Origin of the sequence: Parablastomonas sp. CN1-191 (genome assembly GCF_049354825.1) — a bacterium.
Classification (GTDB): domain Bacteria; phylum Pseudomonadota; class Alphaproteobacteria; order Sphingomonadales; family Sphingomonadaceae; genus Novosphingobium.
Genome location: NZ_CP186480.1, coordinates 2,575,067 through 2,591,407 on the forward strand (window position 1 = coordinate 2,575,067; position 16,341 = coordinate 2,591,407).

Annotated in this window: 15 protein-coding genes and 1 pseudogene; 5 read left to right on the forward strand and 11 right to left on the reverse strand. The window is 57.9% G+C overall.

Annotated elements, in window-relative coordinates:
* The first annotated feature begins 209 nt into the window (after positions 1–209).
* Positions 210–551 (forward strand): hypothetical protein, encoded by a 342-nt coding sequence (locus ACOYW6_RS12805; protein ID WP_423141690.1) that lies wholly within the window; start codon positions 210–212, stop codon positions 549–551.
* A gap of 34 nt (positions 552–585) precedes the next feature.
* Here the strand turns inward: ACOYW6_RS12805 and ACOYW6_RS12810 are convergent, their stop codons facing one another.
* From ACOYW6_RS12810 to ACOYW6_RS12820, 3 genes are all read right to left on the reverse strand, one after another.
* Positions 586–1,242: a hypothetical protein gene (locus tag ACOYW6_RS12810; RefSeq protein ID WP_423141691.1), complete on the reverse strand. Its 657-nt coding sequence runs from the start codon at positions 1,240–1,242 to the stop codon at positions 586–588.
* Positions 1,239–2,537 (reverse strand): hypothetical protein, encoded by a 1,299-nt coding sequence (locus tag ACOYW6_RS12815; RefSeq protein ID WP_423141692.1) that lies wholly within the window; start codon positions 2,535–2,537, stop codon positions 1,239–1,241. The genes ACOYW6_RS12810 and ACOYW6_RS12815 overlap by 4 nt, the downstream gene beginning before the upstream one ends.
* Positions 2,538–2,765: 228 nt before the next feature.
* Positions 2,766–2,957: a hypothetical protein gene (locus tag ACOYW6_RS12820; protein ID WP_423141693.1), complete on the reverse strand. Its 192-nt coding sequence runs from the start codon at positions 2,955–2,957 to the stop codon at positions 2,766–2,768.
* 660 nt (positions 2,958–3,617) lie between these two features.
* Between ACOYW6_RS12820 and ACOYW6_RS12825 the strand changes: the two are divergent.
* The 3 genes and pseudogenes from ACOYW6_RS12825 (at position 3,618) to ACOYW6_RS12835 (ending at position 6,857) form a co-directional block, all read left to right on the forward strand.
* Positions 3,618–4,354, forward strand: a pseudogene (locus tag ACOYW6_RS12825) (IS6 family transposase).
* 247 nt (positions 4,355–4,601) lie between these two features.
* Entirely contained in the window at positions 4,602–5,051 is a 450-nt protein-coding gene (locus ACOYW6_RS12830; protein WP_423141694.1) for a hypothetical protein, read from the forward strand.
* Between the two features lie 1,419 nt (positions 5,052–6,470).
* Entirely contained in the window at positions 6,471–6,857 is a 387-nt protein-coding gene (locus tag ACOYW6_RS12835) for a hypothetical protein (RefSeq protein WP_423141695.1), read from the forward strand.
* 160 nt (positions 6,858–7,017) lie between these two features.
* Here ACOYW6_RS12835 and ACOYW6_RS12840 read toward each other — a convergent pair whose 3' ends face one another.
* The 3 genes from ACOYW6_RS12840 to ACOYW6_RS12850 form a co-directional block, all read right to left on the reverse strand.
* Positions 7,018–7,626, reverse strand: coding sequence for a hypothetical protein (locus tag ACOYW6_RS12840; protein ID WP_423141696.1), 609 nt, complete (start codon positions 7,624–7,626; stop codon positions 7,018–7,020).
* 151 nt (positions 7,627–7,777) lie between these two features.
* Entirely contained in the window at positions 7,778–8,434 is a 657-nt protein-coding gene (locus ACOYW6_RS12845) for a hypothetical protein (RefSeq protein ID WP_423141697.1), read from the reverse strand.
* A 150-nt stretch (positions 8,435–8,584) separates the two neighbouring features.
* Complete coding sequence (locus ACOYW6_RS12850) at positions 8,585–9,928, reverse strand: DUF4118 domain-containing protein (protein ID WP_423141698.1); 1,344 nt, start codon at positions 9,926–9,928, stop codon at positions 8,585–8,587.
* 114 nt (positions 9,929–10,042) lie between these two features.
* Here ACOYW6_RS12850 and ACOYW6_RS12855 point away from each other — a divergent pair, with 114 nt between their 5' ends.
* Positions 10,043–11,974, forward strand: a complete 1,932-nt coding sequence (locus ACOYW6_RS12855; RefSeq protein ID WP_423141699.1) for a potassium transporter Kup — start codon at positions 10,043–10,045, stop codon at positions 11,972–11,974.
* Positions 11,975–12,565: 591 nt separating this feature from the next.
* On the opposite strand, the gene ACOYW6_RS12860 is transcribed toward ACOYW6_RS12855, so the two are convergent.
* The 5 genes from ACOYW6_RS12860 to ACOYW6_RS12880 form a co-directional block, all read right to left on the reverse strand.
* Positions 12,566–12,868 carry a hypothetical protein gene (locus ACOYW6_RS12860; RefSeq protein WP_423141700.1) on the reverse strand — a complete coding sequence of 101 codons (303 nt, stop codon included), beginning with the start codon at positions 12,866–12,868 and terminating at the stop codon, positions 12,566–12,568.
* 154 nt (positions 12,869–13,022) lie between these two features.
* Positions 13,023–13,475, reverse strand: coding sequence for a hypothetical protein (locus tag ACOYW6_RS12865; protein ID WP_423141701.1), 453 nt, complete (start codon positions 13,473–13,475; stop codon positions 13,023–13,025).
* Positions 13,476–13,988: 513 nt separating this feature from the next.
* Positions 13,989–14,429 (reverse strand): hypothetical protein, encoded by a 441-nt coding sequence (locus tag ACOYW6_RS12870; RefSeq protein ID WP_423141702.1) that lies wholly within the window; start codon positions 14,427–14,429, stop codon positions 13,989–13,991.
* A gap of 442 nt (positions 14,430–14,871) precedes the next feature.
* The gene (locus tag ACOYW6_RS12875) at positions 14,872–15,375 is read right to left on the reverse strand and encodes a type II toxin-antitoxin system VapC family toxin (protein ID WP_423141703.1); all 504 of its coding nucleotides are present in this window, start codon (positions 15,373–15,375) and stop codon (positions 14,872–14,874) included.
* The gene (locus ACOYW6_RS12880; RefSeq protein WP_423141704.1) at positions 15,368–16,216 is read right to left on the reverse strand and encodes a hypothetical protein; all 849 of its coding nucleotides are present in this window, start codon (positions 16,214–16,216) and stop codon (positions 15,368–15,370) included. The genes ACOYW6_RS12875 and ACOYW6_RS12880 overlap by 8 nt, the downstream gene beginning before the upstream one ends.
* Positions 16,217–16,341: the final 125 nt, after the last annotated feature.

Genomic DNA, 16,341 nt, shown 5'->3' on the forward strand with positions numbered 1-16,341 from the left:
CCTTACCGTGGTTTCCGCCACCATCCTCTTTGCGATTGCGGTCTTGCACTACGAATGGCGGCACAGATCACTGCCTTAGCGAGAATGTCCGCAATGGGGTCGTTTACAGCCGGTCCGCTCTCAGAGCCGCGAAGCGACGGTGCGAACGCCCGACAATGGGGTGGAAAGCTGACATTGCTTCCACGCAAAATCACGGCCATTCTTCACGAATGACGGATTACATTTGGAGCCACCCTGAGCGGCGTGACCTCTACCTTGCGGGTCGCATCCTCGCGGACAGCGGGCGCTATGACGGCGACTGGACCCAATGGGCGTCAGACACGCTCATCTATGATCTCGAAATCTACAATGACCCCCGCCAAGGCGTGGCCTTTTTTCTTCGTGAAGATGAGGTTCAGTTGGTGGATGAACTTGGAGAACGCCTGTGGAGGATCGTTCAGCCTGACCCATTCAGCGCCACCGCTCTCTTGGCGGAAGCAAACCCATCGTTGCAGCCGCTAGCGCGGAAGCTCGTCGAACGGATAGAGGCCAACGGTCGCCGGATAGCCTGAATGTCCGCAACGGGGTGGGAAGCCGACGTTGCGACTAATCGAGCAAGTTGAGCTCTGAGATAATATTCTGGATCGCCTTGGCCGTGGCTTCTGGGAATGTGACCGTGAAGGCTTGCATCGCCATAACCAATTCCATCGAGAGGAGGGCGTCCAGTCTGGGTTGACCGTAGAGAACCGGTGGTACCTGGACCCCTGCGACACTCATCAGCTTCCCATTCAAGCGCTCCATCGGCTCTATAATCCCTCGGAATTGCGCGTGTTGCATGATGCGCGCGTTCCATTCCTTCTGGATTGACCAGCCTGTATACTTTTCGATGAGGCACCGAAGGTTGGCGATGACCTCCCGGTAGGCATCCACAAGCATCTCAGGCTCATCATGCTCGTCGTAATCACCCGGCGGTAGGTGAAATTGGCGGACGGCGAACACTGTGAAAGCCAAGCCCTCGAATGCGATCACATCTGGATTTGCCGTTGGCAAGCCTGTGCGCACGATTTTCCCGACGTTGCGCTGGAAATCAGCCGCACAGACGAGGGTCAGAGCCAAGATGGCCTGCATCAAGAAGGTTTCACTGCTTTCGGCTTTCTTGGCTTCCTCATCGAACCAATCAGCCACTAGCTTAGCGTCGTAATCAGCTACGAAATCCCATAGCGGAGCCGGTACTTCCAATGGCTTGCGACGGAACCAGCTCATGACAATTTCCAACTAATCAGAACCGCAAGCGCGGCAAAGAACCAGGGAGCGTAGCTCACGAGCTTTTGCAGCTCCTTCACGCTCGCTTGGAGCTGTGAAACCTGCCGCTCAGTGGCGAAGCGCTCCTTCCCCTTCTCCTTTTCCTCATCGACCATCCACTCGGCAGCCGGCCGCGGATCGAATGAGGTCCACTTGCGATCGAGTTGCTGGCAGCGCATTTCATAGAGGTAGGTGTCGCCTGAGTGCAGGCAGTGTTCTTCGAAATGCCGGCGCGTCTTGCGATTGTGCAACATGTCATCGTTGAAGATCGCCCCGAAGACGAAGACTCCCTTGTCCCGCCCATACCCGGCGTCGATATCCTTCACGTCGAGTTTACCGTTCCCGTAGAAAGCACACCGCCTCGCCACGTCGTCATCCTCAGCCGTGCCGTGAACCTTGACCGGCTTTTTGTACGACCGCCCGTAGAGAGCTCCGATTAAGCAGCGGAGCTCTTGCCGCTGAGTGAGGCCGGTGTGCGTGTACGTATCGCCCTCATCCAAGTCCCGAACTTCCCCAGTCTCATCGCGTGTCCACCGATCGAGCACGTCATCGATGCTGTCAGGACTTTTCACATGATTAGGATCTAATTGGCGAAGCAGGTACGTCAGTGAACCCGCCCAATGATTGCTTGTGGGGACAGTCTCGAGCATCTCGAAGATGGCTTTGTGGATGTCCCAATGACCCATGTCCGGGCCGTAATCATTGTCAGTATTGGTCCAGAGCCGCGGGTTGCCGCTGCTACAGACTACTAGCTCCCGGCGCCTAGTCTCGTCGATCCCCGCTACGAAATTGTCGCCACGGTAGATCGCCTTAAGAACGTCATCCGAGACCGTCGGATTGAGGGCCAACGCCTCGGCTTCCTTCCAGTCTCCCTCTTTCAGAACACGAGCGACTTCATCGTCCCCAATTACCCGTTCCGGGAAGCGACTGAGCAAGCCCTTGGCCGCGACCGTCTGGTTAGAGAGCACAGCCAAGCGCAGCCCGCGCGCCTGGTCCGCTTGCTGGGGATCATCGGCCAGCTCGCGGCCTTTGCCGTAGAGTTTTCCCACCAATTCGTAATTCGATGCGAAGCCTGCCAGCGCCAAATTAATCAGCGGATTATCCCGCCGTAAAAGCATCAATTCGAGCTCATCACTGCCCTCTGTGTACGGATGGGCTTGTACTGCCAGCGCATACTCTTTCATCTCGGCATAAACAGCTTCAGGCGCAGCGACCTTCAACCGAGCAATGCGTGTTCGACGCTCCAGCTTTTCCATGACTTCCCCCCCTTGTAGGGAGGCTAATGTGCGAACGTTCCAGCGACAAGTTGAGTCATGCCGGCTGCCTGCTGCCACATCTACTCAAAATCGCCGAAGTGCCAATGTCCGCAATGGGGTCGTTAGCGGCTCGTCCGGTTCAAGCTTTGACAGGGGCGTAGCTGCCAGTCGGCTTTCAGCCAGCACGATCCCGAGTGTCCTAGATTAGGGTGAAAAGCTGACCCTTACTTAGTCGTTTAGGACGACGCCTACACATGCCTTGAACGCGCCTGATGCTTCCTGTCGGTGCCAGACTTCCTCCACATCGTAATAGGTGAAGTAGCCTCCGCTATCTTTCGAGATCGTCTCGCCAACGCGAGGCAGGAAATGGAAATCGGCCTCAAAAAGCAGGACTTCGCCATCAAGCACTTCAACCAGCATGGCACCCCCTGCGACTCGTTTAGCTTAGGTCGTGTGATGTCCGCTACGGGGTCGTTTGCGGACAGGCTGATTTCCCCGGTTGTGATGCCGGGAGCGGAGAGTCCGCAAACGGCCCACAACCAGTCATTTCGTTTCGAATGTCGTCCGCACCCGGCAAGACTGTTAGACTGCCCCCCGGCCAGACCGACACCGCCACCTGAGCCGCAGCGTGTCCCGAGGACAAGGCGAGAGAAAAAACGGAATTCAACCGATGAATAGGATAGCTGAGTGGAGAAAGTATGAGCATGACCTCATAACCCACGACTATATCATGGAAAGCCACGCTGCCGAACAGAGGGGTGACATCGAGGGTGCGATACGCAGTCTTAAGTCAGCGGCCTCAAGAGGAGCGATTTACGCGTACGGCAAACTTGGAACCCTTTTCGACGACAGGCTAACGCCCCCGGATCGGCAACAAGCCGTCCGCTGGTATAAAGCAGGTGTTAAAAAAGGCGACCGCAGCTGCGCGTGGGACTTGGCTATGCACTATAGTAATTTGGGAAACCGGCGCTGGTATAATTATTGGCTAGGCGTTGCAGCACGAATGGGCGAGGTCGGAGCGGAAAGCGAAATGGGAACAGCATTTTGGTGGCGTCGGCATAACGGCAATTAGGGCTCTGCATGCCCCGCAAACGCAAGCCCGACAGTCCATTTCGCTGCTTCAACTCTTCGCCCGAGGTGATCCGCCTCGTGGTGATGATGTACGTCAAATATCCTCTCAGCTTGCGGAACGTCGAGGATCTACTGTTCGAGCGAGGCATCGACATATGTCACGAGACGGTACGGATGTGGTGGAGCCGATTCGGGCCATTGTTCGCTGGCGACATCCGCCGCCAGCGCGTGAGCCGGATGAAAGGCTTCCGTCATTGGCGTTGGCATCTTGATGAGATGTACGTGACCCGAAGGGCGGCGAAGCCAACCTCAACGGCGAGATGGTCTTCCTATGGCGAGCGGTGGACCAGGAGGGCGCGATCCTCGAGAGCTTCGTGACCAGGAAGCGGGACAAGGCCGCGGCACTCAGCTTCATGAAGCGCGCGCTAAAGCGCTACGGATCGCCCGAAGCGATCACCACCGACGGCCTGCGCTCCTACGGAGCGGCGATGACCAAGCTGGGCAACGCCGAGAAGCAGGAGGTTGGCCGCTGGGCCAACAACCGGGTCGAGAACAGCCATCTGTCATTCCGACGACGGGAGCGAGCGATGCTGAGGTTCCGACAAATGAAGTCGCTTCAGAAGTTCGCCAGCGTCCACGCCAACGTCCACAACCACTTCAACCAGGAACGCCACCTCGCCGACCGAGAGACGTACAAGGCCCGCCGCTCAGCCGCCCTGGCTGAGTGGCAATCGCTTATGGCCTGACGTCACGCTGCCGTAGCGATAGCTCCGCCAATCGGAGACAAGTTCGCATTAGACTGACAGCACCCATACGACCAATTTACGATGCGGTTGATACGACCGCAATGGGGTCGTTAGCGGCTCGTCCGGTTCAAGCTTTGACAGGGGCGTAGCTGCCAGTCGGCTTTCAGCGCAGCCAGCACGATCCCGAGTGTCCTAGATTAGGGTGGAAAGCGGGCGTTCAAGTGTTAGGCTTGCGAACATGCATGGCATGAACACGCAACAGTTTGACGATTGGAAATATGGCACCTTTCGCGGTGCGATCATCCTATCATTCTTGGTTTTGGTGTCTTGCAAAAACACCACGTTACCCGCGCCGAGGGTTTGCATAGGCGGAAAATCAGTTACCGCAGGGACATTCAAAATCGCGGTGATAGGAACCGCTAGCAATTATTTTCGCTGGATACTGTATGATCCGATTTGCGAGAATAGAATGTATGACGTGCTCTCTGATGATAGGGTATTAAATGATTTTATCAGCGCAACTAAAAATATAAAGACGCGCTCGTTTAACGATTTAAACTACGTCAATGCGGTCATGCAGATAAGAGTTTTCAATTCGGAGGGGAAAATTTTTTCCAAAATCGAAAGAGTCGAATCGATTAAGCCCTATAGAGGGGAATATCCTCCTCTCACTTTTAAGCCTCAAAAAGATAGCTAACTAACGACGCTGCGCGGGCTGGCGTGCTGTTGCCGGTCGGCTTTCGGAACGGCGGGCGCACCCGCGAATGTCCAAGATTGGGGTGGAAAGCCGACATCGCTCGAGATAGCGTGAGGTCATGCAGAGTTTCACTTCCCCTCCTCGGTGGAGAGTCGTCGCAGCATTTTTGGCGACACCGGCGATAGCAGCTTTGTTTCTTGCAGGATTACAGCCAGCCTACGACGGACTTCCCATTCTTGCGGAGCGGATTTGGCGCACCGCATTGTTGTTCGCTTTCTTTGGTGCGTACCCGTCGGCGTTTTTCTTGGGCGTCCCGGCGTTTTTGATATTGCGCCACCGCGTGAGGTCGACTGCAATCAACTGCGGATTGACCGGGGCGCTTGTGGCGTCGCTACCTTGGCTGCTGATTGGGGTAATCCTTAACCCAGATGAAGCTTCCGTCGGCAATCATGTCACGGTTCATAATGGCTGGAAGACGTGGTGGGGTTGGGCCGAGCTTCTCACCTGGGTGGGAGAGATAGCAGCCCTCGGCGCAAGTGCAGGACTTCTGTTCTGGGCAATGGCCGTAGCCGGAACACGTGCTCCCAGGAGCGAGGCCGCCTAACAGAACAAACGTCCGCAAAGGGGTCGTTAGCGGAGGGTCCGCTTTGACGCCTAAGCGGGCCAGAAGCCGCCAGTCCGCTTACGGCCCAATTCCCGTCGTTCTTGTCAGAAAGCGTTGTGACTGCTTTCAGGGGCCTCCGAACCAAGGCCCGAATGGCTACAGTTGGGGTGGGAAGCGGCCGGATCACCTGCGATCTAGTGATGTGGGGGAGGCACGCTAACGTGAAGCAACCCCGTCACCGATTGGCTCGCAAAAACCTGGGATCGTACCTCCAAGTCGAGGCCTCGGTCACCGCCCCACTTTCGTTTACCGAGAAAACCCGCATTATGTCTGCGGTGAATTGTAAAGAGTAAATAAGCTTATATTTATGGTCGCGGGACGAAATGAACGCAGATTCAAAAATCAAAGGGTCGGGTCTGCCGAGAAGTAAATACTCCTCTCCGCAACCCCTAACAATTCCCATCCCCAGTCTCACCGCCTTCAAATCTTCGGGAACCCGACGCATTTCTAAATCGACCGGTATTTCTACACTATCCTCGTTTATTTGCTGGCAAGTCAAAGCAGGATTCTGAGGTCGCGGTGCGCCGTTATCACAGGCAACCGCGAAGCCAAACAGCAAGCAAAGCGGGAATTTCAAGCGTGCCACGTCCATATGGTAGAAGCTCGCTGCACTTCCGCAATGGGGTCGTTAGCGGCTCGTCCGGTTCAAGCTTTGACAGGGGCGTAGCTGCCAGTCGGCTTTCAGCGCAGCCAGCACGATCCCGAGTGTCCTAGATGGGGTGGAAAGCGGACGTGGGGTTCCGTATCGTGAGTCGATGACGGACGCTTGCGATATTCTGTTTGAACTTCTGGGACGCTACTCTGCGAGTGAAAGCTACATATCGGAAGCGGACATCTCTCGATGGACTAATGGTGTCGTTGAGAGAGAAGAAGTTCTTTACGACGGCCTCGCCGCGCTGCTCGCGCGCGGCTATCACGAGCGGCGATACTCGTTTGAATTCTGTGATATCGTGGTCAACGACCTTTATGGGCGGATGATCGAGAAACAGCTTCAAACGCCACCGCCCGCTTGGCCAAAGCTTTTCTGGCGCGTTTTTGAAGCGTTCGATGCAGGCGAATTTCATCGCCAACCCGACAAGAGTGATGACCCGGTTGCAGAGTTCACTGATCCAGAAATTGCCGAAATTGTGCGGGGGCTCTGAACGTCCGCAATGGGGTCGTTAGCGGCTCGTCCGGTTCAAGCTTTGACAGGGGCGTAGCTGCCAGTCGGCTTTCAGCGCAGCCAGCACGATCCCGAGTGTCCTAGATTAGGGTGGGAAGCGGACCGACCTCGGTCGGACGGCTCACGTCCATAGCAGCATTTCACTCCCGGTATTCCGGTATAGTGAGCGCCGTCTCCAGCGCTTTCAATGCCCGAAGAGGAAAGCCTTCTAAGCCACCGACGAACCCCCATCTTTGGCGATAATCGTCATCTGAGTATCGCGCGCGTGCAGAAGCCGTGACCACCTGAGCAGCGCGCGCAAAGGTGTCGGTAGTAACGTAGCCTTCAAGCACTGGTTGCTCAGTCCATCGCCAAACGGGCTGGTTGCTCCAACCTTCGGCGCTCAGAGCTGTGCCGCCGTCCCGAAGAGTCAGGCGAGAAAGCCGCTCGTTATCGTCCGAAAGCCCAGCTGGCTCAAGCGCCAGACCCCAGCGTCTCGGCTCTTCATCGAGGATGACCCCGACGCGACTTTCGCCAGTGGCGACCTGCAATGCGGCCCGCACAATGTCGCCTAGGCCGTCGGTCGTGTTACCAAACGCCGGAATGCTGAATGTCCGCCCGCCGATGGAAATCTCAAGCGAAGCCCAGCCCGCTTCGTAAAGCTCAAAGGCAAAGTTGAGGGTTTCCGGCTTGGGAACACTCGGCAAGTCGTGGCGCAGATTTGGCATACGGAACAGGATGCCACGCACAGCGAAATCGTCAAAGTCCACTTTGCGGCGCGCATCGCGCTATCGCTTACGTCCGCAATGGGGTCGTTAGCGGCTCGTCCGGTTTCCGCCTTCACAGGGGTATAGCTGCCAGTCGGCTTTCGGCACGGGCTACACCGCCACTAATGTCCGGGAGTAGGGTGGTTAGCGGACGCTAGGCACGACCTTGGGTTAGGATAGTCGACAGTTCCGCGAAGCCTCCAGGTGCGTTTTCCCAAAAGGGTGATAGATCACCAGGAAATCGCTCTTTCAGGTCGGCGAGGACGGGGGCCGCAAACGGCTCGTTCAGACGGATTAGCCACCCTCGCAGCGGTAGCCCGGCTCGCGCTGCTCCGCAAAGCACGCTTTCGGCTTCCGTGCCGATCCACCCCTCATCAGCTTCAGCTGCATCTCGAGCCAAGGCCCGTTCGAACCAACCATCAAGAAACTCTTCGAGCGCACGCTGCTTAGGCGCAGACCACGCACGCCAGTTAGCCAATGGCAGCTTTCCGATGACTATCTCTGGATCGTTCGCATTTCCTGGATCGCTAATCGAGACGTCTAAGATGCGTGGAAGCAGGTATTGAAAGTCATCTCCACCGCCAACGGTGAGAAATGCTCCCGAGACGTATCGCCATAGTTGTTGGCCTGTCAGTTCGCGGAGTGGCGTTGTAAGCAGGACATCGACGCCGCGCGTTGAGATGCAGCAGGGACAGCCCTTAATCACATCGGGCGCAGGCCGCGCAAACGCGCGATAGACGGCCTCGAGAGCCCTTTCCAACTGCGCAGTGGCCGAAGTTGTCATCGCCGACATGGTGCCGTGCTCAGCCAATGTCCGCAATGGGGTCGTTAGCGGCTCGTCCGGTTCAAGCTTTGACAGGGGCGTAGCTGCCAGTCGGCTTTCAGCGCAGCCAGCACGATCCCGAGTGTCCTAGATTGGGGTGGAAAGCCGTCGTTCCGATGACGCTCGCGATACGGCCGATTACCTTGAGACTAAGCGGTAACCGATTGCAGGCTCATTGACGATCAATTCGGGCTGAGCCGGCGTAGCTTCGAGCTTTTGCCGAAGCGAACTTATCGCGACCCGCAGGTAATCGATGTGTTGCTCCTGAGCAGGCCCCCACACAGAGCGCAGGAGCTGCACATGAGTGAGCACCCTACCAGCGTGCTTCGCCAGTTCGGCCAGCACCGCATACTCCTTCGGCGTTAGATGCACATCTTCGCCGTCTCTCCGCACGCGTCGGCGGCGAAGGTCGATCGTCAAGCCGCCGACTATGAGCGGCTGGTGCTCTTCTGCCGGTTCCAAGTCCACGAGGTGGTCGATGTAGCGAGCGAGTTTGGCCACCTCCGCCGCCACTGTCGACAACGTTGCTTTGTCACCTTCGCCGGCGCGCCTGAGCGCGCGGGCAGCAGTCGCAATCGCAGAGAGCCGCGGCTTAACGTCCTCGCCGATCGATGCCAGCAGTGCTGAGCGGATCGAATCGCGTTCGCGCAGACTAGTGGTTTTCCGCGCCTCTTGCTCCAGCCGTGCTCGCTCTAGCGCCAGCGCGATTTGATCAAGCAGGCTACCAAGTAGCTGGAGCTGTCCCTCGCCGACGGGCAAGGCACCATCGTCCCGCGCTAGCCCGACCGCCGCAATCGCGGTATCGCGGGGAACTATCGGATGGAATTGCCAATCTGCCAGGTTGTCCCGCCGGACGCCGCGGCCAGCGGGCTTGCCGGTCTGAAGGGAGAGCGCTGCCGCGATGAGGTCGCTCGGCCCGAGCGCCGCGGTATCCGGGATTGCCACGACAACCTGCGGTTCGTCGGAATGGTCGATGAGCACTGCGTTGCATTGGAACAGGCGGGATAGTTCGCCGACGGTAGCCGCGGCGATGTCCGCCTTGTCAGAGCAGGCCAGCAGGCGGCGGGCAAATCCGGCAATTGCCGCGTTGCGCGCCGCGTGAGCGGCAGCAAGCTGCGCTTGCTTTCGCAACGAGGCGGCTAGGCGGCTGGTCACCAGGGCGACGAGAAACAGCATCACCACCGTGACGACGTCCGCCGGGCTGTGGACGATCAAGGTCCGGTAGGGCGCGGTGAAATAGAAGTTGAAGGTCAGCGTTGCGGCAACTGCCGCAGCCAGCGCAGGCCACAGCCCGCAATAGATAGCGGCAAGCAAAACCGGTGAGAGGTAGAGAAGCACGACCGGCGCGGTTCCCCAGCGGGGTGCGATTAGCAGTCCGACTAGGGTCGCGGTTGAGACCATCAGCAGTGCCGCGGCGAAACCGGCGAATTGCTGGGCGGGCGAAGGCGGGCGCTCATCGAGGGCGAAGAGACGTGGCGTCATGGACGAAAGGTGCGCCGAGCGGCGCCGCCCGTCGAGCCTTTCCCGCGAGGCTCAAGCCTCGCTTGCGCGAATCCACATGGAATCTTTATGCCAAATGCGCCCACATCCGCTGTGATGAGCCCAACAAATCCAGCAGGCACTGCACCTGCGTCGATCACAGGCGAGACAACGGCGGGCGTCCACGGGAGCAAGGACAGTTTGCCGGTCCTAATCCTAGGCGCGGTCGGCGTTGTTTACGGGGACATCGGCACCTCGCCACTTTACGCAATGAAGGAAAGCTTCATCGGGCCGCATCCGCTGGCGGTCGATCCAGTGCACATCTTCGGCGTGCTCAGTCTGATTTTTTGGTCGTTGATGGTTATCGTCACGTTCAAGTACGTGTTTGTCGCGATGCGTGCCGACAACAAGGGCGAAGGCGGTTCGTTTGCGCTGCTCGCCCTGATCTCGCGGCATCTTGAAGGCCATCGCCGAACCGCGACCCTGGCAATGCTCGGTGTGCTCGCCGCGGCACTGTTTTACGGTGATGCCATGCTGACACCGGCGATCTCGGTGCTCTCAGCGGTTGAGGGTCTGACTATAGTTGAGGCCAAGCTCGCTCCACTGGTGCTACCGATAGCGGTCCTTATCCTGATCGGTTTGTTCCTGATCCAGTCGCGCGGCACCGCGCGGGTCGGCGCGCTTTTCGGTCCGATCGTGCTGATCTATTTCGCGGTCCTCGCAGTCCTAGGCGTCGTCAACATAGTTGCGCATCCCGACATTCTGGGGATCGTTAACCCGCTGTGGGCCGTCGGGTTCTTCCGCTACGACAGCAGACTTGCTTTCCTCGCGCTGGGCTCGGTATTTCTAGCGGTGACCGGCGCTGAGACGCTTTACGCCGACATGGGGCATTTCGGCCGCAAGGCGATTTCGATCAGCTGGCTAGGGCTGGTGTACCCGTGCCTGATGCTCAACTACATGGGCCAGGGTGCGCTGCTGCTGAGCACGCCCGCGGCGGTTGAAAACCCGTTCTACCTGATGGCGCCCGAGTGGGCCCGGCTTCCCCTGATCCTCATCGCGACGATGGCCACCATCATCGCCAGCCAGGCGGTGATCTCCGGAGCGTTCTCGGTCACTCACCAAGCGATTCAGCTCGGGTTCCTGCCGCGCCTGAAGACGCTTCACACCAGTGAGCGCGCCGCCGGGCAGATCTACCTGCCCAGCGTCAATTGGGGACTCCTGGTCATGGTCCTTGTCCTGGTGTTGGGCTTCCGCGAATCCACCCGGCTGGCTTCAGCCTATGGCATCTCGGTAGTTGGTACGATGCTGATCACCACCGCGATGCTTGGCTTCTTGATCGTCAAGGTCTGGCGCTGGAACCGTTGGGTGGCGGCCGTGACTATAGGTCTGTTTGCAGCGGTCGACGTCGCTTTCTTCCTCTCGAACGCCACTAAGATCGCCGACGGCGGCTGGTTCCCGCTGCTGGTCGCTGGGGCGATCTTCACCGTGCTCACGACGTGGGCCAAAGGACGGTCCCTGATGCGGGAACGTCTGGCCGACGATGCGATGCCGCTTGAGGTGTTTATCCAGTCCGCTGGCACCTCAGCCCATCGAGTCAAAGGCACCGCCGTGTTCCTCTCGGCTGCAAAAGAAGGCGTTCCCGCCGCGTTGCTACACAATCTCAAGCACAATCAGGTGATCCACGAGCGTGTGATCATTTTGACTATACAAGTCGAGGAGACACCGCACGTCGACCGCACACGTCGCATTGAGGTGCACGACGCCGGGCTAGGGTTTTATCGCATGATCCTCCACTATGGCTTCATGGAGGAGATCGACATTCCACGCGACCTCGCCGCCGCCAAGGGTTGCGGCGTGCCCTTCGATCTCATGCGGACCAGCTTTTTCCTCGGTCGTCAAAAGCTGATCGCGTCGAAGGAGGTGGCCGGGATGGCGCTGTGGCGCGAACACCTTTTCGTCTGGCTGCTGAAGACCTCGGAATCGGCAATGGACTTCTTCAAGCTACCAACCAACCGCGTCGTCGAACTGGGAAGCCAACTAAGAATTTAAACGCGACGAGCCGCTCACAGGAGAGGTTGCCAATGTCTGCAATGGGGTCGTTAGCGGCTCGTCCGGTTCAAGCTTTGACAGGGGCGTAGCTTCCAGTCGGCTTTCAGCGCAGCCAGCACGATCCCGAGTGTCCTAGATTAGGGTGGTTAGCTGCCGTTGCGTTTCCCGCGCTCTTGACGTTGCTTTATATAGGTCGCAATCGGCCCTTCTCGCATGAGGACATAACCCACGTAGAGGACACCCATGCCGCTGACCGCTCCGCACGGAACTGTAAGCCAAAGTGTTTCAATGCCTGACAGGTCAAACAGATAACAGATCGGCACTGTAGCTACTATCGGTAGCATCCAAGGAAAGCTGGCCCCCTTGAAAGCGCTTGCCCCTTCCGTTGAAGCCAAGCGCGTCAGGTGGGCGCGATATCTAGCGAGCATGGATGCCACATCTACGGTTTAGCCATCGAGGCAACGTCCGCAATGGGGTCGTTAGCGGCTCGTCCGGTTCAAGCTTTGACAGGGGCGTAGCTGCCAGTCGGCTTTCAGCGCAGCCAGCACGATCCCGAGTGTCCTAGATTAGGGTGGGAACCGGACATCGGCTTTATCGAATGGAGCGGGCCACTCGTAGCTTCTCAGGGAACTCTTTTTCGAGAGTGTCGAGAACTTCGAGCCAGATATCCCGGTCCCGCTCCGGCAGGCCCAACAAGTCCCTGTTGTCGATCTCGATCTCAATCTTGCTGCACTCAAGGCGGTCGTGAAACATCTCCTCAAAAGCATCCCATCCGCTGAAGGAGCTATAACCAAGGTAGGCGGTATCCGTGACACGGCAGAACAACGCCTCCCTCGAAGTCACCGAGGAGTCGATGCAGATGCTATATCTCTCGGGTCCAGTCTCATGAGCCATGCCTGCTTTTTGGCCATCTCGTCCAATGTCCGCAATGGGATCGTTTGCGGCTGGTCCGGTTTTGGTTGTGAAATAGGCGTAGCTGCTAGTCGGCTTTGGGACAGGCCGTTTCCGCATCCAGCGTCAGCAATTGGGGTGGAAAGCAGACGTTCCACTAACCGCTTTTGACAGCCTTACGGATTCCCGATGGCACTCGGACTAGTGCTAGCATCACGTTCATACCATAAAGCCAAGCGAATGCCCCCGCGGCGTATCTAAGCCCCCCAGGAAGGCCGCCGTTACCCAGTCCGAAAAAGAACGCGATGACGCCAGCAAACAGGCAGAAAACCAAGCCGTGGAGGCTGCGTAGATCGTAGCGCAACCTTCGCCCCCGCACATCCTGTTCGATCCAGAACCGGCCACGGTCGTAAATCACCATTGCGAGCCAGTTTGGGCCGAACCACTCGCGCCAAAGTGGGTCGTCGAAAACGAGATAATCTGAACCGCGTTCGCTTACGCTTTTCCCTTGCCTGGCAAGCAACTGCTCAACGCGCTCAAGCGCGACCCCATTGGAGCCGACGCCATCCAGAGGGGCGGAGCCGCGTAAGTGCCAAATGAAATCCCACATGGGCCCCGCTGACTACGGCCATGGCTGGACGTCCGCAATGGGGTCGTTTGCGAACCTTCAGACCCGATCAAGCTGACAGCGCAAAGCCGTATACGGCGCATAGAAAACCGAAGATCATGCAGCCGGTGTTGTAGACAGCAGGAAGCCAAAAGAACCCTGACGCTCCCTTTGCGCGTCCAGTTGCAAGTCGGTTGCCGAGCCGATGGGCGTGCCAAGCGAACCAGATGAGGCCAAATCCTCCTATCATAAGACGAACGATTAACTCACCGACCATCGCGTTCATGCGGACGTCCCCGTAATTGCTACCGTCCTCAGCCTCCCCAGCGGAAGTGCCGCCCACCACTAGATAAGACTAAGTCCCCTGTCAGGATCGAGCAAGCCGTTCTCGAACGGCGGAAAAGGGGTCGTTGGCGGCTGGTCCGGTATCGGCCGCGACAGGGATTTAGCTGCCGGTCGGCTTGCAGCGCACCCCGCACAGCCGGGAGTGGCCGATATGGGGTGGTTAGCGGACATTTACTGCCCGACCAAATTGGCCTCGTCAGCCTTACCGTCCATCAATTGCGCGATACCTTGGCGGAAGTTTTCAAGGTCGGGATAATTGGTTTTGAAGGTCGTGCGAACGCAATTCAGCGGCTTCCCTTCGCCGTTCTCAGTATAGTCACGCAGCCAAACTTGAACCCATAAGTTCCCTCGCGTGTCCGCTGGCGCGACTGAGACGCTGACGACAATTGAGTCGCCCTCCCAAGGCTCATATCCCCAAGATGCTTCGACCGGGGCACCTTGCAAAATGGGATTAGTGGCCAGCTTTTCGCCAAACTCTCTAACATCCTGCCATTGGACCCAGAAGCCGCCCTTGCCTGAAAACTGTTCGCCTTGGACCTCTACAGCCAACCAACCAAAGTCGTCGTTCGGGTCGCCGTCATGTTGGTAGCGAAAGGAGAGGCCTGTGCTCATTGCTAAAGGTTTGGCGATCAAACGTAACGTCCGCAATGGGGTCGATGGCGGACCGGCCGCATTTGTCGAGAAAGCTCGATTTGCGGCCAGACTGCTTTGAGGTGCTGACCGACGATCGCGCCATGGCGGAATTTAGGGTGGAAAGCGGACGATAACCGTGCAAGTCTATCATGTGCTTTGGAAGGGCGATTGTATCTTTTGCAAACACGCTAGCTGGCGTAATTGATAATCACGATGGCGATCGCAAGCGCGCCAATGGCGAGGATAGCCAAAAGAACCTTAGTCGGCAGAAGCGACGCGAGCATCGCCAAGAACTCGTCAGGCACCCGGCTTCTCCGGCGCGGGCTTACCCTTAGCCAGTTTCTTCAACCGCTCATCCCAGCGCGCCTCGTCCTCGTCCGCGCCGTGTTCGCGGGCGGCCTCCTTGAACTTGTCGAGTTGACTAGGCGGGTTCTTGGGCAAAGAGCCGTCCCGCGAACGGGTCACTGGGCAAGGTGATCGCTAGGGTCTCTCCGTTATCGCACGACATTTTCCCATCAAGGTGGAGAAGGTCATTTCCATCATAGGTGTGGAGGATCGGAACGTCCCACCGGATAGCAGTCGCTAAATGGATAGCATCGGGCTTTTTGCTAAGCTTGGGCGTTTCACGAAGTAACTTCCGCGCCCGCACGGCAATGTCTGTATCTACCGGCGCCAACAGGACAAACGGCTGAAATAGCAAGTCGTCCAGCACCTTGATGCTTTCGGGCGGAATAGGCTTCCCCATCCCCATCTCCGCCTCTAGCCGATTGGCTTCCACGATAGAAACCGTGGAGGTCCAAATCTGGATCAAGCCCGCCCGCGCCTGTCCATAAATGGATTCAAGCGCGTTCTTCCGGCCGGCTTCGCCGTTTACTAGGCCGATCCATGCGCAGCTATCCCAATATATCTTCGTCGGGTCAGCCAAAGCGCTCTCCCCAGAAAGCGTCGATGTGTTCTTGCACGGTTCTGCCGCGCAACAAGTCTATCCCCTTGAGGGCATGTATCGGAACGTCAGACCACACGACCTCTTCGTGGCTACTGGCGTTGATACGCTTGAGGCGGCCATCGCTATCGTAAATCAGCTGGCCCCCGACGCGATGATATTTACCTTCCCACGCTTCCGACCAAGCGTGCTCAGGGCCGATTTTCGCCGCAAGTTCGGGCGAAAGTACGCAAGGCACTCGCTCCCCCGACAGCCGCTCCTGAAAGATCAACGCGGGCGAGCTGTAATACTTAGTCAGCCCGATGACTTGTCCTTCAACAGAGCCGTACTCCGTCCTGCGCCGATCTTCGACCTCAACAATTTCGGCCTTCTCTAAGGCAGCTAGTCCGGCTCGCGCATTGGTAGGCACGATCGAAAACGCAGCCCCCCCTTCAATCACGACATCGGTATGGCCCACTCCATTGAGGTTACGCTTGAGCGCTCGCTTCAATAGTTTGCCTGGCTCACTTTCCAGCCAAGTAGGTTTTTCACCAGCAAGGAGGGTGGTGACCGCAACAGCATAGAGCTTGGTCACCCGGTCGGCCTCAAGCGCGACTGACACTTGCGGATCGCGGGGAAAGGCTTCGGCAGTTATTGTGAAGGGCGGGGAGTTCGTGTGCGCTTCCGTCAGGCGCCACACAATTTTTCGCTCCGACTGATCGCCAGCCTCAATTCCTTCAAGCGCGCCAACCATGTCCAACACTTGATGCATGGCGTCGGCCACGGTGAGATATTCCGCTCCGAGGTCCGACGGGTGCACAGTGATCGAAATGGACTTGGCCACGTCAGCGAGGCCCGAAATTCAGCATGTGGGAGCCTCCTAATCGGCAGGATACCATGCCCAGAAAGCGTTGTGAATCGCTTAATTTTCGGCAGTTATTAGCCATTTTAGCGTTTCCGACGCCATCG

Bases quoted from the DNA above. Each gene is read 5' to 3' on its own strand.
- ACOYW6_RS12805 (WP_423141690.1), top strand. From the start codon at position 210: ATGACGGATTACATTTGGAGCCACCCTGAGCGGCGTGACCTCTACCTT.
- ACOYW6_RS12810 (WP_423141691.1), bottom strand. From the start codon at position 1,242: ATGAGCTGGTTCCGTCGCAAGCCATTGGAAGTACCGGCTCCGCTATGG.
- ACOYW6_RS12815 (WP_423141692.1), bottom strand. From the start codon at position 2,537: ATGGAAAAGCTGGAGCGTCGAACACGCATTGCTCGGTTGAAGGTCGCT.
- ACOYW6_RS12820 (WP_423141693.1), bottom strand. From the start codon at position 2,957: ATGCTGGTTGAAGTGCTTGATGGCGAAGTCCTGCTTTTTGAGGCCGAT.
- ACOYW6_RS12830 (WP_423141694.1), top strand. From the start codon at position 4,602: ATGAACACGCAACAGTTTGACGATTGGAAATATGGCACCTTTCGCGGT.
- ACOYW6_RS12835 (WP_423141695.1), top strand. From the start codon at position 6,471: ATGACGGACGCTTGCGATATTCTGTTTGAACTTCTGGGACGCTACTCT.
- ACOYW6_RS12850 (WP_423141698.1), bottom strand. From the start codon at position 9,928: ATGACGCCACGTCTCTTCGCCCTCGATGAGCGCCCGCCTTCGCCCGCC.
- ACOYW6_RS12855 (WP_423141699.1), top strand. From the start codon at position 10,043: ATGAGCCCAACAAATCCAGCAGGCACTGCACCTGCGTCGATCACAGGC.
- ACOYW6_RS12860 (WP_423141700.1), bottom strand. From the start codon at position 12,868: ATGGCTCATGAGACTGGACCCGAGAGATATAGCATCTGCATCGACTCC.
- ACOYW6_RS12865 (WP_423141701.1), bottom strand. From the start codon at position 13,475: ATGTGGGATTTCATTTGGCACTTACGCGGCTCCGCCCCTCTGGATGGC.
- ACOYW6_RS12870 (WP_423141702.1), bottom strand. From the start codon at position 14,429: ATGAGCACAGGCCTCTCCTTTCGCTACCAACATGACGGCGACCCGAAC.